Raw genomic sequence first — 23,329 nt, 5'->3', positions numbered from 1 at the left:
CGCCGCCGATTATCGCCGGGCGGGCGCGGTCAGGCTGCCCGGGCGACGACGATCAGCTCCCCGTCCCCGCCGGTGCCGACCGGTTCACCGGCCCAGCCGCCGCAGATCCGCTCGACGGTGAACCCGGCGTCGGCGAGGGCCGCCCGCAGTTCCGCCTCCGTGCGGAAGCGCAGCGCTCCGGGACTGGTCAGCTCCGCCCCGTCGGGCAGGACGTAGTGGTGCCGGAAGGCGACCACTGCCTCGCGTACCCCGGTCAGTTCGGTCCAGGCGTCCACCGGGCCGGCGGGCAGCGCCAGCCGGCGGCGGGAGTCGACGGGGTTCCACCGCTCCCAGCGCCGGGCGGCCGGGTCGCGCGAGTCGAAGACGAACCGGCCCCCGTCGACCAGCGCCCGGCGCAGGTCGGTGAGGGTCCGCGCCCAGTCGGCGTCGTCCCGGATCTCCTGCGCGACGTGGCTGGTCGCCAGGGCCAGGTCGTACCCGCCGGTGGGCAGGTCGGCGGCGGTGCCCTCGAGCCAGGTGACCCGGTCCGCGCCGGGCCTGGCGCGGGCGGCGTCGAGGGCGGCGCGCTGCGGCTCCACCCCGGTGACCCGGTGTCCGGCCGCGGCGAGGGCCACGGTCAGCCGACCGGTGCCGCAGCCCAGGTCCAGCACCCGGGCCGCCGGGGTCTGCCCGGCGAGTCGGAGGAAGAAGTCGTCGTCGCGCCCCCAGGGGTTCTCGACGTCGTAGAGCGCGATGAGCCGTGGGTCGATCATGACGTCGGACCCTACCGGCGGTGACCCGGTCAGGAGATGTGGTGCAGGATGACGTTGTGCACGTGGTGGGCCTTCTGCGCGCCCCGGAACTCGACCTCGTAGGTCTGCGTGCCCACGTGGATGGCGATCGCCCCGGTCGAGAAGAACTCGCCGCCCCAGGACTTGTTGCTCACCACGCTGACGCTGGTCACCTTGGCGTACGGGATGCTGGTGATGGCGTACTTCTTACCGACGAACGAGCGGTCCTGGATGATCACGCGCCGGTCGGTCAGCCCGATGAAGCCGGTGCCGGTGCCGATCGCGTCGTAGACCGCGACGATCTGCTCGTTGGGCAGCAGGCCGCTCTGGATCTGCTGGAACTGGTCCCTACGGTCGTACGGGGGCTTGGCCATGCACCCGACGGTAGGCGGGACGCGCCAGCGGGCTCAGCGTCCGGTGACGGCGCGGACCGCGTCCTCGATCCGCGCGGCCAGCAGCACCTCGCCCTCGGTCAGCGGTTCGCCGTCGTCGTGGCCCAGCCGGATCTGGGTACGGTCGGCGCGCCGGCTGATCTCGGGTCGCAGCCGCAGCGCGTCGGCGACCACCGCCACCCGCTCGGTCAGCGCGGCGTGCTGGGTGTCGTCCAGCACGAGGATCCGGCGGATCTGTTCGCCCTCGCGGGTCCAGCCGGACAGCAGGGTCAGTGCGTCGCTGAGGTAGTCGTGCTTCGAGCGGCTGTTGAACAGCACGCGCATCACCGCACCTCCCAGGCGTCGTTGCCGGCTTGTGGCCAAATCGTCGCCATCCCGTGTCCTCGTCGACGCCCTCTAGTCTGTCCCCGCGCGGATGGTGTGTCCACGCCCACACTTCCGGGTTCTGTTGGACTGACGTCGGCCTCAGCTACCCGAACCGCCGATTGATCTGGCACGCTGGACGCCCGTGCGGACCGAATGGACAAGCGGTAACGGACAGACCGAGCGGCGGGAGCCGAAGGTCGTCGTCGGGGCGGCCATCATCGTGGACGGCCGGGTGCTGGCCTGCGCCCGCTCCGCCCCGCCCGAGGTGGCCGGGCGGTGGGAATTCCCTGGTGGGAAGGTCGAGCCGGGCGAGGGCGAGGTCGCCGCGCTGGTCCGCGAATGCGCCGAGGAACTCGGCGTACGCGTGGAGATCGGGGCGAGGGTCGGCCGGGACGTCCGGATGGCCCACGGCCGTTCCGTCCTCCGGGTGTACGCGGCCCGCCTGCTCCACGGTGACCAGCCGCAGGCCCTCGAACACTCGGAGCTGCGCTGGCTCTCCGCCGCCGAGCTGGACAGCGTCCACTGGCTGCCGGCCGACGAACCGGTCGTCGTGGCGCTGCGCCCGCTGCTCGCCGACGACGCGACCGGATAACCGGACACCGGGTCGAAAAGGGGACGGGGGCCGGCGGCTGTCGCCGCGGCCCCCGTCGTCGTTCGGGTGTCGCTCAGTGCTTCGGCTCGTCCTGCTGCGGGTGCGCGAAGTTGAGGTGCTCCGGCGGCAGCGGGAACGTCACGTCGTCGCCGAACGGCGACGGCGCGGCGGCCCGGTCGAAGGTCAGTTCGGTCAGCGGCAGCTTGCCGTTGTCGTCCACCGCCGGGGCCGTCGGGTGCGGCACCTCGCGGTGCCAGTTGACGCCCTGCTGCGCCTGCCGCTCGGCCACCGCGTCGTGCGAGCCGCCGGCGTGCGAGTGCACACCGCCCCGGCCGGCGCTGGCGGTCACGGCGCCGCTGGAATGCCCGCTGGTCACGCTGGTCTGAGGCACCTGACCCCTCCGGAAGATCTTGCTACCAAGCCACACAAGGGGATCGTACCTGCGGTCGACGACCCGTTCCTTCATGGGGATGATCCCGTTGTCGGTGATCTTGATGTGCTCGGGGCAGACCTCGGTGCAGCACTTGGTGATGTTGCAGAAGCCCAGGCCCATCTCGGCCTGCGCGTACTCCTTGCGGTCGGTCTTCGCGTCGAGCGGGTGCATGTCCAGCTCGGCGGCCCGGATGAAGAACCGGGGACCGGAGAACGCCGGCTTGTTCTCCTCGTGGTCGCGGATCACGTGGCAGACGTTCTGGCACAGGAAGCACTCGATGCACTTGCGGAACTCCTGCGAGCGCTCGACGTCCACCTGCTGCATCCGGTAGTCGCCCGGCGCCACGTCGGCCGGCGGCGCGAACGCCGGGGTCTCCCGCGCCTTCTCGTAGTTGAACGAGACGTCGGTGACCAGGTCCCGGATGACCGGGAAGGTCCGCAGCGGCGTGACCGTGACGGTCTCGTCCTCCTCGAACGTCGACATCCGGGTCATGCAGCTCAGCCGCGGCTTGCCGTTGATCTCCATGGAGCAGGAGCCGCACTTGCCGGCCTTGCAGTTCCACCGGCACGCCAGGTCCGGCGCGTCGGTGGCCTGGAGGCGGTGGATGACGTCGAGGACGACCTCGCCCTCGTTCACCTCGACCGCGTAGTCCTGGAGGTCGCCGCCGGTCTCGTCGCCCCGCCAGATGCGGAACTGCCTCTTGCTTCCCATCAGTTGCCCGCCTCCTCAGCGAGGGCGTCGAACTCGGCGAGCTCCTCGTCGGTCAGGTACTTGGAGAGTTCCGCGCGGTCGAAGAGCCGGATCAGCTCCGCCCGCATCCGGGGCAGCGGCTTGCGCTCCAGGCGGACCGCGTCGCCGTCCAGCGAGCAGACCAGGTTCACCCGCCGCCACTTCGGGTCCATCCCCGGGTGGTCCTCCCGGGTGTGCCCGCCGCGCGACTCCTGCCGTTCCAGTGCGGCCTTCGCCGTGCACTCCGAGACCACCAGCATGTTGCGCAGGTCCAGCGCCAGGTGCCAGCCCGGGTTGTAGCGCCGCCCGCCGGCCGCGCTCACCTTCGCCACCCGCTCCCGCAGCTCGGCCAGCCTGCTCAAGGCGTCCTCGAGCTCGCTTTGTCGGCGGATGATGCCGACCAGATCCCCCATCACCGCCTGGAGGTCCTGCTGGAGCTTGTACGGGTTCTCCCCGGTGTCCCGCTGCAACGGCGCCAGCGCCGTCTCCACCGCGGCCTCCACCGCGCCCACCGCCACCTTCGGGCGCGCGGTGACCTGATCGGCGTACGAGGCGGCGTGCCCGCCCGCCCGCTTGCCGAAGACCAGCAGGTCCGACAGGGAGTTGCCGCCGAGCCGGTTCGAGCCGTGCATGCCACCGGAGACCTCACCGGCGGCGAAGAGCCCGCGCACGGTGCCGTACGCGGCCCCGGAGTCCGGGTCCACCTCGACGCCGCCCATCACGTAGTGGCAGGTCGGCCCGACCTCCATCGGCTCCTTGGTGATGTCGACGTCGGCCAGCTCCTTGAACTGGTGGTACATCGACGGCAGGCGACGACGGATCTCCTCGGCCGGCAGCCGGGAGGCGATGTCCAGGTAGACGCCGCCGGCCGGCGTACCCCGACCGGCCTTGACCTCGCTGTTGATCGCCCGGGCGACCTCGTCGCGGGGGAGCAGCTCCGGCGGACGCCGGTTGTTGTCCGGGTCCTTGTACCAGCGGTCCGCCTCCGCCTCGTTGTCCGCGTACTGCTTGCGGAACACGTCGGGGACGTAGTCGAACATGAACCGCTTGCCGTCGGAGTTCTTCAGCACGCCGCCGTCGCCGCGCACCGACTCGGTGACCAGGATGCCCTTCACCGAGGGCGGCCAGACCATGCCGGTCGGGTGGAACTGGAGGAACTCCATGTTGATCAGCGTCGCCCCGGCGCGCAGCGCCAGCGCGTGACCGTCCCCGGTGTACTCCCAGGAGTTCGAGGTGACCTTGTAGGAGCGGCCGACGCCGCCGGTCGCCAGGACCACCGCCGGGGCCTCGAAGAGGACGAACTCCCCGGACTCCCGGTAGTAGCCGAACGCGCCGGCCACCCGGTCGCCGTCGAGCAGCAGCTCGGTGATCGTGGTCTCGGCGAAGACCTTGATCCGGGCGTCGTAGCTGCCGTGGTCCCGCTTGTCCTCCTGCTGGAGCGAGACGATCTTCTGCTGGAGGGTACGGATCAGCTCCAGGCCGGTCCGGTCGCCGACGTGCGCCAGCCGCGGGTACTCGTGACCGCCGAAGTTCCGCTGCGAGATCTTGCCGTCCTTGGTGCGGTCGAAGAGCGCACCGTAGGTCTCCAGCTCCCAGATCCGCTGCGGCGACTCCTTGGCGTGCAGCTCGGCCATCCGGAAGTTGTTCAGGAACTTGCCGCCGCGCATGGTGTCGCGGAAGTGCACCTGCCAGTTGTCCCGGGCGTTCACGTTGCCCATGGCGGCGGCCGCGCCGCCCTCGGCCATCACGGTGTGCGCCTTGCCGAAGAGCGACTTCGAGATGATCGCGGTCTTCTTGCCGGCCAGCCGGGCCTCGATCGCCGCCCGCAGGCCGGCGCCGCCGGCCCCGATGACGACGACGTCGTAGTGGTGTCGTTCGATTCGCGTCTCAGTCATGTCCCGGGCCTTCAGTTGATGAACCGCAGGTCGTTGAACCAGCCGGCGGCGATCGCCATGACGTAGAAGTCGGTGAGCGCCAGCGTGCCGAGCGTGATCCAGGCGAGCTGCATGTGCCGGACGTTCAGCCAGGACACCCCGCTCCAGGCCTTGTACCGCATCGGGTGCTTGGAGAAGTGCTTCAGCCGGCCGCCGATGATGTGCCGGCAGGAGTGGCAGGAGGCGGTGTACGCCCACAGCATCACCACGTTGACCAGCAGGATCACGTTGCCGAGCCCGAAGCCGAAGCCCTTCGGGGAGTGGAAGGCGTAGATCGCGTCCCAGGTGTTGATCAGCGAGATGATCGCGGCGGCGTAGAAGAAGTAGCGGTGCAGGTTCTGCCCGAGCAGCGGGAAACGGGTCTCACCGCTGTAGGACTTGTGCCCGTCCGGCACCGCGCAGGCCGGTGGCGACAGCCAGAACGACCGGTAGTAGGCCTTGCGGTAGTAGTAGCAGGTCAGCCGGAAGAGCAGCAGGAACGGCAGGGTCAGCGCCGCGTCCGGGATGATCCACCAGCCGGGCAGGAAGCTGCCGAAGTGCGAGGAGCCCTCGACGCACCGCTCGGTGACGCAGGGCGAGTAGAACGGCGTCAGGTAGTGGTACTGGTCCACCCAGTACCACTTGTGCATGAAGACCCGGACCGTCGCGTAGATGACCCAGGCGCTGAGCCCGACGACGGTGATCAGTGGCGCGAACCACCAGCGGTCGGTCCGCAACGTTTTCGCCGCGATCGCGGCGCGTGCCCGCGCCCCTCGCGGCCTCGTTGCCGTTGATGTCATTCGAGTCGTCTCCCTGACGGCGCCCTCGCGGGGGCGGATCACGTTCCGTTCCGGTCAGCGGACCGGCGAGACCGCGTCCACTGCCACGTCTTGCGCACGCACAACGACCACACCGGCGAACCGGCGCAGCTAAGTGACACACGTTACGCCGATCTTCGCGGCCCGGCCGCGCAACGCAGTGTCCCGTGTGTCCCGCAGGTTGGAAAGACCCGGACCATGATCAATATTCGGCGAGCGGTCGGTGCGGTACGCCGCCCACCGCCTGTCGACGTCGGCGTCGCTCCTCGACGCGTCGCCCGGCGTCGCCCGGCGTCGTCCTGCCGGCGTCCGCAACGTCGGTCGTCGTCTGTCGTCTGCCGTCGGTCATCCGTCGTCGGCCGTCGTCACCGACCCGGCGGTGTCGTGGTTGTCCGCTACGAACTTGATGACGAGGATGCATCGCCACCTCGACGGCTGAGATGCCCCCGGCCGCCGCGCGGCCGTCACCCGCGCGGCCGTCACCCGCGCGGCCGCCGCCTGTCCGGCCGCCGCCTGTCCGGCCGCCGCCTGTCCGGGCGCCGCCTGTCCGGCCGCCACCGGTTCGCCCGCCACCTGTCCGGCCGCCACGCGCCCGGCCGCCAGCTGGTGAGCGGCCGGACTCGTCGACCGTCGCGGCCGGAGCCCGGTGAATCATCCGCGTCATCAAGTTCGTAGTGGCCGGATGAGGTAGTGCTGCGGGATCCGGGACGGAGTGCGTGGGCCGGCCACTCGACCGGGCCGACGAGGTGGACCAGGCCGCGCCGACCAAGCTGGCCGGGCCGGCCGCGTCGACCAGGCCGGCCCACGCCGCCGAGGAGGACCGGCCCGCCGCCCCGGCGACGTCGGCGGCCGTCCGGCGACGCGGGCCGCCGGCCGACGGCGACTGCGCCGCGCCGGTCGGGGCCCGGCGGCGCAGGTCAGCCGGACGCGCCGCCGGTGAAGTTCCAGGACGCCAGGCGCAGCGGCGGTGCCTCCCACCAGGAGCTGTCGAAGCGGTCCGGCTGGCGTACCGCCCGCCGACCGACGCCGAGCACCCGGCCGGGACCGAGCGCACGCGGGTACGACTCGGTGAAGCGGAAGTCGCGTACCGCCCGGGTCGGCACCCCGTCCTCGACCAGCCAGATCCCGTTGCGGGTGAGCCCGGTGACGACCAGCTGCCGCGGGTCGAGCACCCGGGTGTACCAGAAGTCGCTGACCAGCAGCCCACGCTCGACGCCGGCGACCAGCGCGGCCGTGTCCGGATCCGCGACCGCCCCGGACACCCCACCGCTGACCTGCCCGGCCACCACCGCACCCGGGTCGCCACCCGCGTCCTCGGCCGGCAGCATGCGCAGGTTGTGCGGGATCGGGCCGAAGGTCGACGAGCCCGCCGTCGCGTGCCCGGTGGATCCGGTGCCGGCCTCGGCGCCGCTGCGCCGGTCGTACGCCACCGCCCGGGTGGTCCCCGCCTCGACCAGCGGCAACGCCGCCCGAGGCGTGCCCTCCAGGTCGTATGGCAGGCCGGAGCCGTGCGCCGGGTCGTCGACCAGGGTCACCGCCGGGTCGAACTGGGCTACGCCCGGCTCGGCGAAGGACTGCCGTTCGGCGTGCCGCTTGCCGTTGAAGCCGAACCAGGCGAAGTTCTGCAGCAGGTCGGCGACGGCGGCCGGTTCGAGCACCACCTCGTACCGGCCCGGGGGCAGCTCCACCGGGTCGGCCGCGGCCCGCGCCTTGGCCGCCGCCCGGGCGCCCAACGCCGCGCCGTCGATCTCGTCGAGCCGGTCGGCGCAGAGCCGGGCCACCCCGTCCGCGCCACCGGTGCGGGCGATGCCGTCCATCGCCGCCTCGGCCGTCCGGCCCACCGCCGAGTGCCCCGCCGAGTTGGCGAACGCCCCCGACCGGGACGCCGTACGGCAGTAGCCCGCCGCCTCCAGGCCGCCCACCGCGTCCACGAAGGCGCGTACCCGCTCGGCCCGCTCGTCGGCGGTCGCGCCGGCGGTGGCCTCGTCGAACCCGCCGGCCGGGGGGACCGGCGCCGGTGGGGTGAGCCCCGGCCAGGCCGGGTCGGGCGGGCCGAGCCGGGCCGCGGTGAGGGTCCGTTCGACCAGCGCGGTCAGCCCGTCGGCGTCGACCAGGCTGCCGCTGCCGGCGGCGGTCCGCCCGGCCACGTGCAGCCGCAGGCGCAGGCTCGTGCCGGCCTCGGCGACGTTCTGGTGGATGAACGAGTTGGCGAACCGGGTCAGGGCCAGCTCGCCCCGGGACACCACCACCTCGGCGAGGGCGTCCGGCCCGGCGAGCCGGCGGACCAGCTCCACCACCCGTCCGGCGAGATCCAGCTCGGCGGTCACGCGCGCACCCCCACCCGTACGTTGCGGAAGCGGGCCGGGGCGGCCGGGTGGCCGGTGTGCCCGACCTGGCCGGGCTGCCCCTTGCCGCAGTTCGGTGTGCCCCACGGGACGATCTCCGACGAGAGCATGTCCATCGAGCGCCAGAAGAGCGGCCCGATCCCGGTGTAGGTGGGGTTGCGCAGCATCCGCCCCCGCCGGCCCCGCTTCACCTCCCAGCCGACCTCGCAGCCGAACTGGAAGTTGAGCCGCTTGTCGTCGATCGACCAGGAGCGGTTGAGGTCCATCAGCACCCCGTCGTCGGTGGCGTCGATGATCTCGTCGAGGGTGTGCGGCCCCGGTTCGAGGCCCACGTTGGTCATCCGCACCATCGGCAGCCGGGCCCAGCCGTCCGCGCGTACGCTGCCGCCGTAGCCCAGACCGGCGACGGCGGCCGAGTCACGGCCGGCGAGCACCCCCACCCACCGGCCGGCGCGCACCGCGTCGCGCTTGACCGCCGGGGAGCCCTCGTCGTCGAAGCCGAAGCTGCCGAGCGCGCCGGGGATGGTCGGGTCGATGGTGACGTTCATCAGCTCCGAGCCGTAGCGCAGCGAGCCCAGCCGGGTCAGGTCCAGCCAGGAGGTGCCGGCGAAGGCGGCCTCCCAGCCGAGGATCCGGTCCAGCTCGATGGCGTGCCCGACCGACTCGTGGATCTGGAGGGCGAGCTGCTCGCCGCCGAGGATCAGGTCGGTCTCGCCGGACGGACACTCCGGGGCGGTGAGCAACTCCCGGGACTCCTCGGCGATCCGGGCGGCGTGCCCGACCAGGTCGAGCGAGGTGACCAGCTCCCAACCGGTGGTGCCGTACTGCCCCCGGTAGCTCGGCCAGGACCGGCGCTGCGTCTCGCCGTCGCCGATCGAGGTGGCCGAGATGCCGCCGCCGCACTCCCGGATGTGCTGGTCGATCCGGTGCCCCTCGCTGGAGACGAACCACTTGGTGGTGTCCCAGATCTGGTAGAGCCCCTCGGCCAGGTCGGCGCCGTGCTCGCGCATCGTCCCGGTGGCCCGGACCAGCAGGTCGCCCTTGTCGGAGAGGGGCACGCCGAGCGGGTCGACCTCGCAACCGGAGGCCCAACTGGCCACCGCCGCCGGCACCGGCACCAGGTCGACCGGGGGACCGGGGACCCGCGCGCTCGCGGTGGCGGTCGCCGCGGCGCGCCGGCCGGCGTCGCGGGCCGCGGCCTCCGACAGCTCGGGTACGGCGTGGAAGCCCCAACTCGACCCGACCAGCGCCCGGACGCCCAGCCCGATGCTCTCGTCCTGGGTCAGCTCCTCGATGTCGCCGTTGCGGGCGGACATCGACTCGTAGCGGCGGTGCATCACCCGGGCGTCCGCGTACCGCGCTCCCGCGTCGAGGGCGGCCTGGACGGCGGCGGTCGCCACGTCGAACTCGCTCATGCGCCGACCCTAGGCCAGCACACCGACATCCGTCAGGGAAGAAGATCCTCCGGTCGGATCCTGGCGCGGACCGGCTCGATCAGTTCCAGCACGTCGCCGGGCTTGGTCACCGACTGCTCGCGGTAGTGCCGACCGTGCCGTCGGTAGAGGTGCAGGGTGCCGCTCTCCTGCTCGACCAGGAGGTACCACTCGATCTCGGCGGCGGCGTAGTAGTGCATCTTGAGGACCTTGTCGGTCGCGGCGTTGCTCGGCGAGATGACCTCGCACACCAGCCGGACGGTCCGCGCCTCGACGATCGGTTCGTCGAAGTCGATCGCGTCGGTGAGCACCAGGTCGGGAATCGGGATGCGACCGGGCTTGAGCCGGACGTTCACGCACTCCAGCAGCTCCAGGCCGGTACCGCGCGTCGCCGCTTCGAGAATGTTGCCCAGCTTGCGCTGGATGCGCTGGTGTCGTGGGGTGGGAGCTGGTGTCAGGTAGAGGCTCCAGTCGAAGAGTTCGACGCGTTGCTGCGTCTCGCCGAGGGCGAGGTACTCCTCTTCGGTCCACGGTCCGTCGTGGTCGAACACCGCCGCGGTCATGTCACCTCCACCTCGTGCCGACGGAGTCCTGTCCTGGTCGCCGGTCCCATGGTCGCACCCGAGGTGCGACGACGGGAGCGGATCGAGTGGTGAGGGTGGATGTCGCAGGTGAGGGCTGTTCACGGCCGCGATCCAGTCGTTACGCTCAGGCCGCTGACAGCCCCGACCTTGTAGCTTATTTTCGCCTCCGAGGATTTGTTGTAGGTTCTCTTCGTCGGCGAGGGAGGCGGTCGTGGGCAGGTCGGAAGTGCCGGAGCCGCGCTCCGGCGAGGACCCCTATCTGCAGGTGCGGGATCTGCGGGTGCGGTTCGACACCGAGGACGGGGTGGTCCGCGCGGTCGACGGGGTGTCGTTCTCGGTGGCGCGGGGTCGCACGCTCGGGATCGTGGGGGAGTCGGGTTCGGGTAAGAGTGTGACGTCGTTGGCGATCCTGGGCCTGCACGGCGCGAGGCGCACGACCATCTCCGGGGAGATCTCGATCGGTGGCCGGCAGTTGGTCGGGCTGCCGGAGGAGGAGGTGCGTCGGCTGCGGGGCCGGGACATGGCGATGATCTTCCAGGATCCGCTGTCGGCGTTGCACCCGTACTACACGGTGGGGCGGCAGATCGCCGAGGCGTACCGGGTGCACCACCCGAGGGCCGGTCGGCGGGAGGCGCGTACCCGGGCGGTGGACATGCTGGACCGGGTGGGGATTCCGCAGCCGGCGCAGCGCTACGAGCAGTATCCGCACGAGTTTTCGGGTGGGATGCGGCAGCGGGCGATGATCGCGATGGCGTTGGTCAACGACCCGGATCTGTTGATCGCCGACGAGCCGACCACGGCGTTGGACGTGACGGTGCAGGCGCAGATCCTGGACCTGTTGGCCGATCTGCAGGCGGAGTTCCACTCGGCGGTTGTGTTGATCACGCATGACCTGGGGGTGGTGTCGCAGGTCGCTGACGACGTGCTGGTGATGTACGGGGGGCGGGCGGTCGAGCAGGGCAGTGTGGCGCAGGTGTTGCGGTCGCCGCAGCATCCGTACACGTGGGGGTTGTTGTCGAGCGTGCCGTCGTTGCACGGTGACGCCGACGCGGACCTGGTGCCCATCAAGGGCAACCCGCCGTCGCTGATCAACCTGCCGTCGGGGTGCGCGTTTCATCCGCGCTGCCGCTACGCGGGGCGCACCGGCGACCGCTCCCGCACCGAGGTGCCCGAGCTGCGCCCGGCCGGGGAGGCGGGGCACCTGGTGGCCTGCCACCTGCCCGAGGCCGAGCGGGAGCGCATCTACCGCGACGAGATCTCCCAGGTGGGGGTGGCGTGATGAGCACCGAGCCGTTGTTGCGGGTGCGGGGGCTGACGAAGCACTTCCCGGTGCGTGAGGGTTTCCGGGTCTCGGGTGCGGTACGGGCGGTCGACGGGGTCGACTTCGACGTGCGTGCGGGTGAGACGGTGGGCCTGGTGGGGGAGTCCGGCTGCGGTAAGACCACCACGGGTCGGATGCTGGTGCGCCTGCTGGAACCCACCGCCGGCAGCATCGAGTTCGCGGGTCGGGACATCACCCGGGCCAAGGGTCGGGCGTTGCGGCCGTTGCGGCAGGACCTGCAGATCATCTTCCAGGACCCGTACGCGTCGTTGAACCCCCGGCACACCGTCGGGCGGATCGTGGCGATGCCCCTGGAGGTCAACAACATCACCCCACCCGGCGGGGTCCGCGCCCGGGTACAGGAGCTGCTGGAACTGGTCGGGTTGAACCCGGAGCACTACAACCGCTACCCGCACGAGTTCTCCGGCGGACAACGCCAACGCATCGGTATCGCCCGCGCGCTCGCGCTGCGCCCGAAGCTGATCGTGGCCGACGAACCCGTCTCCGCCCTGGACGTCTCCATCCAGGCGCAGGTGGTCAACCTGCTGCGCCGGCTGCAACGCGACCTGGACCTGTCGTTCGTGTTCATCGCCCACGACCTGGCCGTGGTCCGACACTTCTGCCACCGCGTCGCCGTCATGTACCTGGGCAAGGTCGTCGAGATCGGCGACCGCGACGACATCTACCACCGCCCCCAGCACCCCTACACCCGCGCCCTGCTCTCCGCGGTCCCGGATGTCAACACCCTCGGCCCCGCCGGCCGCATCCGCCTCACCGGCGACGTCCCCACCCCCCTCAACCCACCCTCCGGCTGCCGCTTCCGCACCCGCTGCTGGAAAGCCCAGGACCGCTGCGCCACCGAAGAACCGGCACTCGTGCCCCGCGACGGCGGCGCGCAGGCCACCGCCTGCCACTTTCCCGAGAACTCGCCGGCCCCGGCGGCGTCCGGCGGCGCAGCCGAGGAGGTGCGTTCATGAGTCTGTCCCCCGTGGAGGGCGTGGCGCTCGCCGAGATCGAGTCCACCGACGGCGGCGACCCGACCCGGGAGAAGGACTTCGTCGGCCGGTCACCCGGCCAGCTCGCCTGGGCCCGGCTCAAGCGCGACCGTACCGCCCTGATCAGCGGCGGGATGCTGGTCTTCTTCGTGCTGGTCGCCCTGGCCGTCCCGCTGATCCAGGCGCTGTACGGGGTCGGGCCGCGGGAGCAGTTCCAGAGCCGGCTGGACGGTTTCGGCATGCCGCTGGGATACGCCGGCGGGGTCACCGGGGAGCACTGGTTCGGGCTGGAGCCCGGCCTCGGCCGGGACATCTTCATCCGGATGGTGCACGGCCTGCGGACGTCGTTGTTCATCGCGTTCACCGCCGCCGTGCTCACCGCCGCGATCGGCGTGCTGCTGGGCACCCTCGCCGGCTACCTGGGCGGCTGGATCGACGCGGTGATCAACTGGATCACCGACCTGACCCTGGCCATGCCGTTCCTGATCATCGCGTTGGCGCTGATGCCGACCGTCGCGCTGCGCTTCTACGGCCAGCGCGAGGCGGTGCCGGCGTACTTCCAGATCGGTGTGCTCATCGCGATCTTCGCGCTGTTCGGCTGGACCAGCACCGCCCGGCTGGTCCGGGGTCAGGTGATCGCGCTGCGGGAACGGGAGTTCGTGGAGGCCGCCCGGGCCAGCGGCGCCGGCCTCGGGCACATGCTGTTCCGGCAGCTGCTGCCCAACGTCTGGGCGCCGATCCTGGTCTCCTTCTCGCTGGCCGTGCCGCAGTACATCACCAGCGAGGCGGCGCTGTCGTTCATCGGGGTCGGGCTCACCGACGAGACGCCGAGCTTCGGCCGGATGATCTACCGCAGCCTGGACTACCTGCAGACCGACCCGGCGTACGTCTTCTTCCCCGGCATCACGATCTTCGCGCTCGTGTTCGCCTTCAACCTCTTCGGCGACGCGCTGCGTGACGCGCTCGACCCGAAGTCGTCCCGGTAGGGGTGTTCCATGGCGCGTTTCCTCGTCCGGCGGCTGCTGTCGGCCGCCCTCACCCTCTTCGCCGTCAGCGTGCTGAGCTTCCTGATGTTCTTCGCGCTGCCACGGGACCCGGTCACCGGCATGTGCCCGAAGAACTGCAACCCGGAGCGGCTGGAGCGGGTCCGGGTCGAGCTGGGCCTGCGTGACCCGCTGGTCACCCAGTACGCCGGCTACATGAAGGGCATCGTCACCGGCCGGGACCTGGGCAGCGCGCAGGGCGGCCGGTGCGACGCGCCCTGCCTGGGCTGGTCGTACGTGTCCAACGAGGCGGTCAGCGACTCGATCGCCCGGGTGCTGCCGGTGACGCTGAGCATCGTCATCCCGGCGGCGATCCTCTGGCTGCTGCTCGGGGTGGGACTGGGCATGGTCTCTGCGCTGCGCCGCGGCACCTGGCTCGACCGGGCGGCCATCGGCTTCTCGCTGACCGGCGCGTCCCTGCAGCTCTACTTCGTGGGCGCGGTGCTCCTGATCGTCTTCGTCTACAACCTGCGGTTGCTGCCGGTGCCGGGCTACACGCCGTTCCTCGACGACCCACCGAAGTGGGCCGCCGGGCTGGTGCTGGCCTGGCTGGCGCTGGCCTTCCTCTTCTCCGCCATCTACGCCCGGCTGTCCCGGGCCCAGATGCTGGAGACGCTGTCGGAGGACTTCGTCCGTACCGCCCGGGCGAAGGGCCTGGCCAAACGGGCGGTGTACGGGCGACACGCGCTGCGCGCCGCGATCACGCCGATCGTCACCATCGCCGGCCTGGACGTGGGCGGTGCGCTGGGCGGCACGGTGATCACCGAGACCACGTTCGGGCTCAACGGGATGGGCCGGCTGGCGGTCGACGCGGTCCGCTCCGGTGACCTGCCGACCATCATGGCCACCGTGCTGATCGCCGCGGTCTTCGTGGTGCTGGCCAACGTGTTGGTCGACCTGCTCTACGCGGCGATCGACCCCCGGGTGCGCCTCGGCTGACCCCGGGGCCGGGTCGACCGGTCCGGGCCGGCCGGCCGGCCGGTGACGATATTTATCAACAACTGTTACACAAGTTGCAGGTTTTCTTCTTTAGGATCCTCGGGACGCCAGGCGCATCCGCGCGGCGGGCAACGGGGTGGAGGAGGTAGGAGATGCGACCACGCGCAGCGGCCGCCGCAGGCGGCGCCATCGCACTGGTTGTGGCGTTGGGTGCCTGCTCGGAGAACAAGGGCGAGGGCACCACCGCGGACAGCACCCGGCAGCAGACCGGGGTGATCGCGACCGATCCCAAGGACTCGCAGGGTCCGGCGGCGGAGGTGCCGGGCGCCAGCAAGGGTGGGACGTTCACCGTCATCCGGGAGACGCCGATCTCCCACCTGGACCCGCAGCGGACGTACTCGTTCGCCGGCCTGATGGCCAACCCGCTCTTCTCCCGCTACCTGACGACCTGGAAGGACGACGGCAAGGGCGGCCTGGTCCTGGTCGGCGACCTCGCGGAGACCCCGGGCAACAACGTCAACAAGGACTGCAAGGTCTGGGAATTCAAGATCAAGGACGGGGTGAAGTTCGAGGACGGCAGCCCGATCACCTCGAAGGAGATCGCGTACGGCATCGCCCGGTCCTTCGACCCCGACCTCACCGGCGGCCCCACCTACATCCAGGAGTGGCTGGCCGACAGCCCGCAGTTCGACACCAAGTGGGACTTCAAGAAGAACAAGACCTCGCTGCCGCCGGGCCTCACCACGCCGGACGCGAAGACGCTGCGCTTCGAGTTCGCGAAGCCCCGCTGCGACCTGCCCTTCGCGGTCTCGCTGCCGACCACCGCGCCGCTCAAGCCCGAGCAGGACACCGGCGTCAACCTGGACCAGAAGCCGTTCTCGTCCGGTCCGTACAAGGTGCTGAAGAACCAGGCGGGCGTGCAGCTCACCCTGGACCGCAACCCGAACTGGGACCCGAAGACCGACCCAGTGCGCCACCAGTACCCGGACCAGTACGTGTGGACCTTCGGCCCGACCGCGGACGCGGCGGTCAACCGGGTGATCGCCGACAACGGCGCCGACCAGAGCGCGCTGGCCTGGAACTACGTGCCCGCCTCGCTGGTCGCCAAGGTGGCCGGTGACCCGGCGCTGAAGTCCCGGTCCATCCTGTCGCCGACGCCGAGCGCGAACCAGCTGGTGATCAACAACCAGCGGGTCACCGACCTGAAGGTCCGTCAGGCGCTCAACTACGCGATCGACCGCGAGGGCCTGGTCAAGTCGCTCGGTGGGCAGACCGTCGCCAAGCCGATGACCACCCTGATGCCGCCGTCGACGATCGGCTACAAGGCGTACGACGCCTACCCGGCCGGCGCCAACGGCGACCTGGAGAAGGCCAAGGAGCTGCTCGGCGGCAAGACCCCGGAGCTGGTGCTCGGCGTCGCCGACAACACCACCGAGCAGCAGCAGGCCGTGCAGCTCAAGGGCAACCTGGAGCGCGCCGGATTCAAGATCACGGTGCGCAACATCCCGGACGACTCGAAGCTCGACGAGGTCAAGAAGAAGAACAACCCCTGGGACCTGTACATCGGCAACTGGGCCGCGGACTGGCCCAGCGGCGCGTCCATCCTGCCGGTGCTCTACGACGGCCGCACCATCAAGGCCGAGGGCAACAGCAACAGCGCGTACTTCAACAACGACGCGATCAACGCCGAGATGGACCGGATCCAGGCGCTGCCGCCGGACCAGCAGGGCCCGGAGTGGGGCAAGCTCGACGAGCGGATCATGAAGGAGTTCGCCCCGGTCGTGCCGCTCTACGTGGACGTCGCCTACGCGGTGCACGGCTCCAAGGTCGGCGGGGTCTTCATCTCCAGCGTCTTCGGCTACCCGAGCTTCGCCAACGCGTACGTCAAGCAGTGACGCCGAACTGAACCGCAGGCCCCGGTCCGGTCGGACCGGGGCCTGCGTGCGTCACAGGTGCCGGCGGAGGAAATCCAGCTCCAGCCGGAGCAGGCGTTCGGCCACCCCGCCGGCCGCCATGTGGGTGGCCCCGGTCAGCGGCAGCACGGCGTGCGGACGCCCGGCGGCCAGCAGCGCCGCCGACAGCCGCAGCGTGTGCGCGGCCAGCACGTTGTCGTCCACCAGGCCGTGCACCAGCAGCATCGGCCGGGCCTGGGCCGGGTCGCCGACCGGCTCGGCGGCCAGCTCGACCAGCGAGTGGTGGGCGTAGATGTCCATCCCGTCGTCCGGCATGCCCAGGTAGCGCTCGCTGTACGCGGTGTCGTACAGGGTCCAGTCGGTGACCGGGGCGCCGACGATCGCGCAGCGGAACAGCTCCGGATGGCGCAGCACCGCCAGCCCGGCCAGCCAGCCGCCGAACGACCAGCCCCGCACCGCGACCCGGTCCAGGTCCAGGTCGGGGTGCTTGCCGGCGAGCGCGGTCAGCGCGTCCACCTGGTCGGTCAGGATCACGTCGGCGACCCGACGGTGCACGGCCTTCTCGAACGACGGGGCGATGCCCGGGGTGCCCCGGTTGTCCACGGTCACCACCGCGAAGCCCTGGTCGGCCCACCACTGCCGCTCCAGCCAGACCGACCGGGCGGCCACCACCTCCTGGTGCCCCGGACCGCCGTAGACGTCCAGCAGCACCGGCAGCCGGGTGCCCTTGACGTGCTCACCGGGGTAGAGCACCGCGCTGGGCAGCCGCCGGTCGGTCACCCGGACCAGCAGCGGGCGCGGCGCGTACGGCGGGTTCGCGGCCAGCGAGCGCAGCTCGCCCACCTCCCGGTCACGGTGCCAGACCCGCCAGCGGACCCCCGGGTGCTCCAGCGAGGCCGTCCCCACCACCAGCGTGGCGCCGCCGAGCGCGGCGGTGTGCCAGCCGGGGTCGCTGCCCATCCGCCGGGCGTCCACCCCACCGCCGATCATCGTGCGGACCCGGTAGAGGTGCCGTTGGCTCGGTTCGCCCTCGCTCGCCTCGACCAGCAGGTCCGCCGGGGAGTTCGGGCCCGCCGGCAGCCGGCCCACCACCCGGCGTACGTAGAGCGAGGGCGGGGTGAGCAGGGTGCCGTCGGCGAAGAGGCAGCGGGCGTCGTACCCGTCGTGGGCCAGCTCGCCGCCGACCAGCACCCGGCCGTCGGGCAGGTGCGCCGGGGTGCCGGGGATCGGCTCCACCCAGCGCGGATCGGCCAGCTCGGCGTGCACCTGGGTCTCCCCGGTGCGTGGGTCCACCGCCAGCACCAGGCCGTGCTGCTGCGAGCGGCGCAGCACGGTGATCAGCGGCCCGCCGTCCGCCCAGTCGACCGAGGTCAGGTACGGGTAGGTCTCGCGGTCCCAGTGCACGTCGACCCAGCCGCCGTCGAGGTCGAGCAGGTGCAGGCTGACCTCCGCGTTCGGGCCACCCGCCCGGGGGTACGCGACGGTCGTCGGCGGGCTCGCCGGCTCGGCCGGGTCGTGCAGGTACCAGCGGTCCAGCCGCGACTCGTCCACCCGGGCGGCCAGCACCGTGCGCCCGTCCGGCGCCCACCAGTAGCCCCGGAACCGGTCGAACTCCTCGGCCGCGATGTGTTCGGCGAGCCCCCAGGTCACGCCGCTGTCCTCGCCGGCCAGCAGGTTGTCGGTGCCGTCCGGCTCCACCACCCGCAACTGGCCCCGGCGGACCCCCTCGGCGGCGTCGGTGACGTAGGCCAGCCGCTCGCCGGTGGGGTCGGGACGGGGGTCGAGCACCGGGCCGACCGCGGCCACCTCGACCACGTCGCCGTGCACCAGGTCGGCCCGGAACAGCCGCCCGGCCAGCGCGAACACGGCCACCCGGCCGGCCGCGTCGAGAGCGTACGAGCCGATGCCGGCGGAGGCGAGCCGGCGCCGTTCGCGCAGCGCCCGCTCACCCGGCGACAGCGCGGTCGGGTCGCCGTCCGACCCCAGCAGCACCACCGGGTCGGCGACCAGTCGTTCCTCGCCGGAGGCGACGTCGAGCAGCCAGAGCGCGTCGGCCGGGTCCTCCGGCCCGGACGAGCGCAGGAAGACGACCCGGGCACCGTCGTCCGCGACGGAGACGGCGCGCGGCGCCCCGTGGCTGAACCGACGGGTACGGGCGGCCAGCTCGGGAAAGTCCACGACTCGGATCGTAGGCGCGCCACGGGCGTGATGTGGCCGACCTGCGTCGACGCGTAACCCTTGGTGGGACAGGACCGCCGGTTAGAGTGACCGTCGTGACGACGCTGCCCGATCGACGCCTTCTGCTGGTTCACGCGCACCCCGACGACGAGTCCATCGGCACCGGTTCGACGATGGCCCACTACGCCGCCGCGGGCGCCCACGTCACCCTGGTCACCTGCACGCTGGGCGAGGAGGGCGAGATCCACGTACCGGAGCTGGCCGGACTGGCCGCGGCGGAGGCCGACCAGCTCGGCGGCTACCGGATCGGCGAGCTGGCCGCCGCGTGCGCCGCGCTCGGCGTCACCGATCACCGCTTCCTGGGCGGCGCGGGCCGCTACCGCGACTCGGGCATGATGGGGCTGGCCACCAACGACCACCCGCGCGCCTTCTGGCGGGCCGACCTGGACGAGGCCGCCGGCCTGCTGCTGGAGGTCATCCGCGAGGTGCGCCCCCAGGTCATGGTCACGTACGACCCGAACGGCTTCTACGGGCACCCGGACCACATCCAGGCGCACCGGGTGGCGATGCGGGCGCACGAGCTGGCCCTCGCCGAGGGGATCGCGCCGGCCAAGGTCTACTGGACGGCCATGCCGCGCAGCGTGCTGGAGGCCGGCATGAACGCGTTCACCGAGTCCGCGGACAACCCGTTCGCGGGCATCGGCAGCGCCGACGAGTTGCCGTTCGGCACCCCCGATCCGGAGATCGCGGCCCGGATCGACGCCACCGACCAGCACGCCGCCAAGGAGGCGGCGATGCGGGCGCACGCCACCCAGATCCCGGCCAACTCGTGGCTCTACGCGATCGCCGGCAACTTCGGCGCCGAGTTCATGGGGGTCGAGTACTTCACCCTCGCGGCCGGCGCGAAGGGGCCCGGCAGCGGCCCGTACGGCTGGGAGGACGACCTCTTCGCCGGGCTGGCGACGGACGGGCCGGACCGGTCCCCGGTCGCGGCGGCCGGCGTCCGGTGACGCTGCCGGCCGTACCGATGGCACCCGAGCAGGAACCCGGCGCGCCGCCCGCCCGGCCCCGCCGTGGGCCGGACCTCGCCCTGCGGATCGTCGGCGCGGTGGTGGCGGTCTGGACGGGAGTGCTCGCCGCCGGGCTGGAGCTGATCTTCGCGACCGGAGCGTGGGAGCTGGTCAAGGGGCGTCCCGAGGGGGTGTCGCGCACCGTGGTGGGCATCGCCGTCGGGTTGGGCGGGGTCGCCGGCGCGATCGCGCTGACGGTGCTCCTGGGCTGGTTCGCGCACGCCGCCGTGGGTACCCGGTGGGCGGCCGCGCTGCCCGCCCTGCCCTGGTTCGTGGTGGTCGTGGCGGGCGGCTTCCGGACCACCGAGGGCGACCTGGCGCTCACCGGCGACAATGTGCTCGGCCTCGGGCTGATCGTGGCCGGCGCGGTCACCTTCGCGGTGCTGGGCTTCCGGCAACTCGTGGTGCCGCCACCGACGCACTGAAGGGTGCTGACGACACCGCCTCCGCGGTGGTACATATTCCTGCCAGGAGCCCGCCGTCGGGGCGGGCGTACGGCGGGAGGCGTGCGATGAGGGAGCGGTGGCGCGCGGTCGGCGTGCTCGCGGTGGCGTTGTTCGCGGTCAACGTGGTGGCTCGGCTGGTCACCCGGTTCGGCTTCTCCGACGACGATGCCGCCGCCGACCGGGTCTCCTGGCTGATGTTCCTGGTGATCGGTCTGGTCCTGGCCGTGGTGACCTTCCGCTGGGCCGCCGACCGGCCGGTGGCCCGGTGGTCCACCGACGTGCTCGGGGCGGTTGCCGTGGCGCTGGCGCTGACCGTCTTCGTCGGCCCGCTCGTGGTCGGGAAGAACCCGTTCGCGGGGGGCGCGGGGCTCTTCTTCGCCCAGATCTGGCTCTACCTGGCCGCCGCCGGGGCCGGTGTGCTGGTCGGTTACCTCGTCCTCACCGCGCTGGGCCGCGACTTCCGCTCCCGGCAGCTGAAGCGCTACGCCGAGATCAGGACCGCCAGGCCCCGCAAGATCGTCCGCCGCTGACCCGCCCCGCACGACCTGCCGGAACCCTCCGGTGTCAGCTCGGGGCGACCCGGGTCAGGTAGGTGTGGTGGGTGGTGAAGCCGAGCCCTCGGTAGAGGGCCACCGCCGGAGTGTTGCGCTGCTCGACCTGGAGGAAGGCGTGCGTGGCGCCCTCCGCCGTGCCCCAGTCGACCAGGGCGCGGACCACCCGGGCGGCGAGCCCCTGCCGGCGCGCCTCCGGGAGCACCTCGATCGACGTGACGCCCAGCCAGCGGCCGCCCCCGGTGACCGTGCCGCGTCCGGCGGCGAGCAGCCGGCCGTCGGCGTACACGTGGGCGAAACGGACCCGGTCCACGGCGGTGAGCACGTGCCGCGCGGCCGTGGGGAGGCCGCCCTTGCGGGCGTGCGCGGTGGCCAGCCAGGCCTCCGAGGGCGTGCCGGCCAGCTCGACCGGCGGCAGGTCGGCGCGGTCGGGCGGCGCGGCCGGGAGGGCTGCCAGCGCCACCGTCTGCACCAGGACCAGGGGCCGTCCCTCGCCCCAGCCCCGCGCGTCCAGTTCCGCGCCGACCGGCGCGGCCAGCGGCAGGGGTACGTTCACCATCGCCGGCTGGCCCCGCTCGGCGTACCAGCGTTGCACCGCGTCCAGCGCGGCGGGCAGCGGGCGGTCCGGGTCGCCGACCGGGAGCGCCGAGTTGGCCCGGCCGGTCCAGCCGTCGGCGCTGCGCAGCAGCCAGTCGCCCAGGTGTCCGCGTACCGGGGCGGGCCAGGCCTCGTCGGCGGCGAGTTCGAGCGCGACCACCGCGGCGGCGGTCGGCCGGCGGGCCGGCGGGACGCGCTTGGCGCGGTGCACCTCGCCCACCGGCACGCTCAGCCGGCCCGCGTCGGTGGCGAGAGTGATGTGGGTCTCGCTCAGCTCGACCAGCTCGCCGAGCGCGTCGGAAAAGAGGGGGCGGCCTTCGCGAATCCCCACAATCCGGCGAATCACGATCCGGTGTCCCACGTCCTGCTGTCGGAGCACGATCGACCTCCTCCCCGCCGAGATACTAGGCTCTTACCGGTCGCGGTGATCGCGACGAGGCTTGCGGAGGAGAAGACCGGTGACCTACATCATCGCCGAGCCCTGCGTGGACGTGCTCGACAAGGCATGCATCGAGGAATGCCCGGTCGACTGCATCTACGAGGGCAACCGGATGCTCTACATCCACCCCGACGAGTGCGTCGACTGTGGTGCCTGTGAGCCGGTCTGCCCGGTCGAGGCGATCTTCTACGAGGACGACGTCCCGGAGCAGTGGAAGGACTACACCGGGGCCAACTACGAGTTCTTCGAGGAGCTGGGCTCGCCCGGCGGCGCCTCGAAGATCGGCAAGGTGGAGAAGGACGCGTCGTTCGTGGCCGCCCAGCCGCCGCGCGGAGAGGGCCACTGAACCGGCCCGCGCCGGTCTCGTCGCGGCTGCCCGACTTCACCTGGGACACCCTGGACGCCGCGGCGGCGACAGCCGCGGCGCACCCGGGTGGCCTGATCAACCTCTCGATGGGCACGCCGGTCGACCCGGTGCCCACGGTGATCCGGCAGGCGCTGGCCGATGCGTCGAACGCGCCCGGCTACCCGTTGACCGCCGGCACGCCCGCCCTGCGGGACGCCATCGCGGCCTGGGTGGCCCGGGCCTGCGGCGCGGGCGTCGACGGGCTGGGCGTCCTGCCGACGATCGGCTCCAAGGAACTGGTCGCCTGGCTGCCGACGCTGCTCGGCGTCGGCCCCGGTGACGTGGTCGTGGTGCCGTCCATCGCCTACCCGACGTACGAGGACGGGGCCCGGCTGGTCGGTGCCACCACCGTCCGGGCCGACTCGCTGACCGCGGTCGGACCGACCCCCCGGGTACGCCTGGTCTGGGTCAACTCGCCCGGCAACCCGACCGGTCGGGTGCTCCCCGCCGCCCACCTGCGCAAGGTGGTCGACTGGGCACGCGAGCGTGGTGCGGTGGTCGCCAGCGACGAGTGCTACCTCCCGTTGGGCTGGGACGCGGAGCCGGTCTCGATCCTCTCGCCCGAGGTCTGCGGCGGGTCGTACGAGGGCGTGCTGGCGGTGCACTCGCTCTCCAAGCGCTCCAACCTGGCCGGGTACCGGGCCGGCTTCGTCGCCGGCGACCCGGCGCTGGTGGCCGAGCTGCTCAAGATCCGTAAGCACGCCGGCATGATCGTGCCCGCGCCGGTGCAGGCCGCCATGGTGGCCGCGCTCGGCGACGAGTCGCACGCCGACGAGCAGCGCGAGCGGTACCGCGCCCGGCGCGAGAAGCTGTACGCCGCGTTCACCGGGGCCGGCTTCACCGTCGAGCACTCCGAGGCCGGTCTCTATCTCTGGATGACCCGGGACGAGGACTGCTGGGACACCGTCGACTGGCTGGCCCGGCGGGGGATCCTGGTGGCCGCCGGGGTCTTCTACGGTCCGGCCGGTGCCCGGTACGTCCGGGCGGCGCTGACGGAGTCCGACGAGCACATCGCCGCGGTCGCCGACCGGCTGCGCGAATGAGGCCCGGTCCACG

General features: G+C 72.1%; 22 protein-coding genes. 11 read left to right on the top strand and 11 right to left on the bottom strand.

Features of this window, described 5'->3' with window-relative positions; translation table 11 throughout:
• Positions 1–29 precede the first annotated feature (29 nt).
• Genes GA0070611_RS18175 through GA0070611_RS18165 form a run of 3 tightly spaced genes read right to left on the bottom strand, consistent with a single transcriptional unit; the run spans position 30 to position 1,486 of the window.
• Complete coding sequence (locus tag GA0070611_RS18175; RefSeq protein ID WP_091665837.1) at positions 30–752, bottom strand: class I SAM-dependent methyltransferase; 723 nt, start codon at positions 750–752, stop codon at positions 30–32.
• A gap of 29 nt (positions 753–781) precedes the next feature.
• Positions 782–1,144 (bottom strand): PH domain-containing protein, encoded by a 363-nt coding sequence (locus tag GA0070611_RS18170; RefSeq protein WP_091665835.1) that lies wholly within the window; start codon positions 1,142–1,144, stop codon positions 782–784.
• 33 nt (positions 1,145–1,177) lie between these two features.
• Complete coding sequence (locus tag GA0070611_RS18165) at positions 1,178–1,486, bottom strand: 4a-hydroxytetrahydrobiopterin dehydratase (protein WP_091665832.1); 309 nt, start codon at positions 1,484–1,486, stop codon at positions 1,178–1,180.
• 184 nt (positions 1,487–1,670) lie between these two features.
• On the opposite strand from GA0070611_RS18165, the gene GA0070611_RS18160 reads away from it, so the two are divergent.
• Entirely contained in the window at positions 1,671–2,120 is a 450-nt protein-coding gene (locus GA0070611_RS18160; protein WP_091665829.1) for a (deoxy)nucleoside triphosphate pyrophosphohydrolase, read from the top strand.
• Positions 2,121–2,193: 73 nt separating this feature from the next.
• Here the strand turns inward: GA0070611_RS18160 and GA0070611_RS18155 are convergent, their stop codons facing one another.
• The 6 genes from GA0070611_RS18155 to GA0070611_RS18125 all read right to left on the bottom strand — a co-directional run bounded on the left by GA0070611_RS18155 (position 2,194) and on the right by GA0070611_RS18125 (position 10,354).
• On the bottom strand, positions 2,194–3,264 hold the full coding sequence (locus GA0070611_RS18155; protein ID WP_091665826.1) for a succinate dehydrogenase/fumarate reductase iron-sulfur subunit: 1,071 nt from the start codon (positions 3,262–3,264) through the stop codon (positions 2,194–2,196).
• Complete coding sequence (locus tag GA0070611_RS18150; RefSeq protein ID WP_091665824.1) at positions 3,264–5,177, bottom strand: fumarate reductase/succinate dehydrogenase flavoprotein subunit; 1,914 nt, start codon at positions 5,175–5,177, stop codon at positions 3,264–3,266. Before GA0070611_RS18150 ends, GA0070611_RS18155 begins: the two co-directional genes overlap by 1 nt.
• Positions 5,178–5,188: 11 nt before the next feature.
• Entirely contained in the window at positions 5,189–5,995 is an 807-nt protein-coding gene (locus GA0070611_RS18145; protein ID WP_091665822.1) for a hypothetical protein, read from the bottom strand.
• A gap of 935 nt (positions 5,996–6,930) precedes the next feature.
• On the bottom strand, positions 6,931–8,340 hold the full coding sequence (locus GA0070611_RS18135) for a TldD/PmbA family protein (RefSeq protein ID WP_091665816.1): 1,410 nt from the start codon (positions 8,338–8,340) through the stop codon (positions 6,931–6,933).
• The gene (locus GA0070611_RS18130; protein ID WP_091665814.1) at positions 8,337–9,773 is read right to left on the bottom strand and encodes a TldD/PmbA family protein; all 1,437 of its coding nucleotides are present in this window, start codon (positions 9,771–9,773) and stop codon (positions 8,337–8,339) included. Before GA0070611_RS18130 ends, GA0070611_RS18135 begins: the two co-directional genes overlap by 4 nt.
• A 32-nt stretch (positions 9,774–9,805) precedes the next feature.
• Positions 9,806–10,354 (bottom strand): Uma2 family endonuclease, encoded by a 549-nt coding sequence (locus GA0070611_RS18125; protein ID WP_091665811.1) that lies wholly within the window; start codon positions 10,352–10,354, stop codon positions 9,806–9,808.
• Between the two features lie 232 nt (positions 10,355–10,586).
• Between GA0070611_RS18125 and GA0070611_RS18120 the strand changes: the two genes are divergently transcribed.
• The 5 genes from GA0070611_RS18120 (at position 10,587) to GA0070611_RS18100 (ending at position 16,568) form a co-directional block, all read left to right on the top strand.
• The gene (locus GA0070611_RS18120; RefSeq protein WP_091665808.1) at positions 10,587–11,654 is read left to right on the top strand and encodes an ABC transporter ATP-binding protein; all 1,068 of its coding nucleotides are present in this window, start codon (positions 10,587–10,589) and stop codon (positions 11,652–11,654) included.
• The gene (locus GA0070611_RS18115; protein WP_091665806.1) at positions 11,654–12,673 is read left to right on the top strand and encodes an ABC transporter ATP-binding protein; all 1,020 of its coding nucleotides are present in this window, start codon (positions 11,654–11,656) and stop codon (positions 12,671–12,673) included. The genes GA0070611_RS18120 and GA0070611_RS18115 overlap by 1 nt, the downstream gene beginning before the upstream one ends.
• Complete coding sequence (locus GA0070611_RS18110; RefSeq protein WP_091665803.1) at positions 12,670–13,677, top strand: ABC transporter permease; 1,008 nt, start codon at positions 12,670–12,672, stop codon at positions 13,675–13,677. The genes GA0070611_RS18115 and GA0070611_RS18110 overlap by 4 nt, the downstream gene beginning before the upstream one ends.
• A gap of 9 nt (positions 13,678–13,686) precedes the next feature.
• Positions 13,687–14,673, top strand: coding sequence for an ABC transporter permease (locus GA0070611_RS18105; protein ID WP_091665801.1), 987 nt, complete (start codon positions 13,687–13,689; stop codon positions 14,671–14,673).
• A gap of 152 nt (positions 14,674–14,825) precedes the next feature.
• On the top strand, positions 14,826–16,568 hold the full coding sequence (locus GA0070611_RS18100) for an ABC transporter substrate-binding protein (protein ID WP_091665798.1): 1,743 nt from the start codon (positions 14,826–14,828) through the stop codon (positions 16,566–16,568).
• A 51-nt stretch (positions 16,569–16,619) separates the two neighbouring features.
• On the opposite strand, the gene GA0070611_RS18095 is transcribed toward GA0070611_RS18100, so the two are convergent.
• Positions 16,620–18,764, bottom strand: coding sequence for a S9 family peptidase (locus tag GA0070611_RS18095; protein WP_091665796.1), 2,145 nt, complete (start codon positions 18,762–18,764; stop codon positions 16,620–16,622).
• Positions 18,765–18,850: 86 nt separating this feature from the next.
• Between GA0070611_RS18095 and mshB the strand changes: the two genes are divergently transcribed.
• The 3 genes from mshB (at position 18,851) to GA0070611_RS18080 (ending at position 20,810) form a co-directional block, all read left to right on the top strand.
• The gene (mshB, locus tag GA0070611_RS18090) at positions 18,851–19,774 is read left to right on the top strand and encodes an N-acetyl-1-D-myo-inositol-2-amino-2-deoxy-alpha-D-glucopyranoside deacetylase (protein WP_197675736.1); all 924 of its coding nucleotides are present in this window, start codon (positions 18,851–18,853) and stop codon (positions 19,772–19,774) included.
• 17 nt (positions 19,775–19,791) lie between these two features.
• Positions 19,792–20,259 (top strand): hypothetical protein, encoded by a 468-nt coding sequence (locus GA0070611_RS18085; protein ID WP_197675735.1) that lies wholly within the window; start codon positions 19,792–19,794, stop codon positions 20,257–20,259.
• 86 nt (positions 20,260–20,345) lie between these two features.
• Entirely contained in the window at positions 20,346–20,810 is a 465-nt protein-coding gene (locus GA0070611_RS18080) for a hypothetical protein (protein WP_091665790.1), read from the top strand.
• Between the two features lie 34 nt (positions 20,811–20,844).
• On the opposite strand, the gene GA0070611_RS18075 is transcribed toward GA0070611_RS18080, so the two are convergent.
• Positions 20,845–21,807 carry a GNAT family N-acetyltransferase gene (locus GA0070611_RS18075; protein WP_091665788.1) on the bottom strand — a complete coding sequence of 321 codons (963 nt, stop codon included), beginning with the start codon at positions 21,805–21,807 and terminating at the stop codon, positions 20,845–20,847.
• Between the two features lie 79 nt (positions 21,808–21,886).
• On the opposite strand from GA0070611_RS18075, the gene fdxA reads away from it, so the two are divergent.
• Both fdxA and dapC read left to right on the top strand, forming a co-directional pair.
• The gene (gene fdxA / locus GA0070611_RS18070; RefSeq protein ID WP_091078915.1) at positions 21,887–22,213 is read left to right on the top strand and encodes a ferredoxin; all 327 of its coding nucleotides are present in this window, start codon (positions 21,887–21,889) and stop codon (positions 22,211–22,213) included.
• Entirely contained in the window at positions 22,210–23,316 is a 1,107-nt protein-coding gene (gene dapC, locus GA0070611_RS18065) for a succinyldiaminopimelate transaminase (protein ID WP_091673108.1), read from the top strand. The genes fdxA and dapC overlap by 4 nt, the downstream gene beginning before the upstream one ends.
• Positions 23,317–23,329: the final 13 nt, after the last annotated feature.

This window comes from Micromonospora auratinigra (assembly GCF_900089595.1).
Taxonomy (GTDB): domain Bacteria; phylum Actinomycetota; class Actinomycetes; order Mycobacteriales; family Micromonosporaceae; genus Micromonospora; species Micromonospora auratinigra.
Note: the sequence above shows the minus strand (reverse complement) of the source record. Positions and strands in the feature narration are given on the sequence as shown.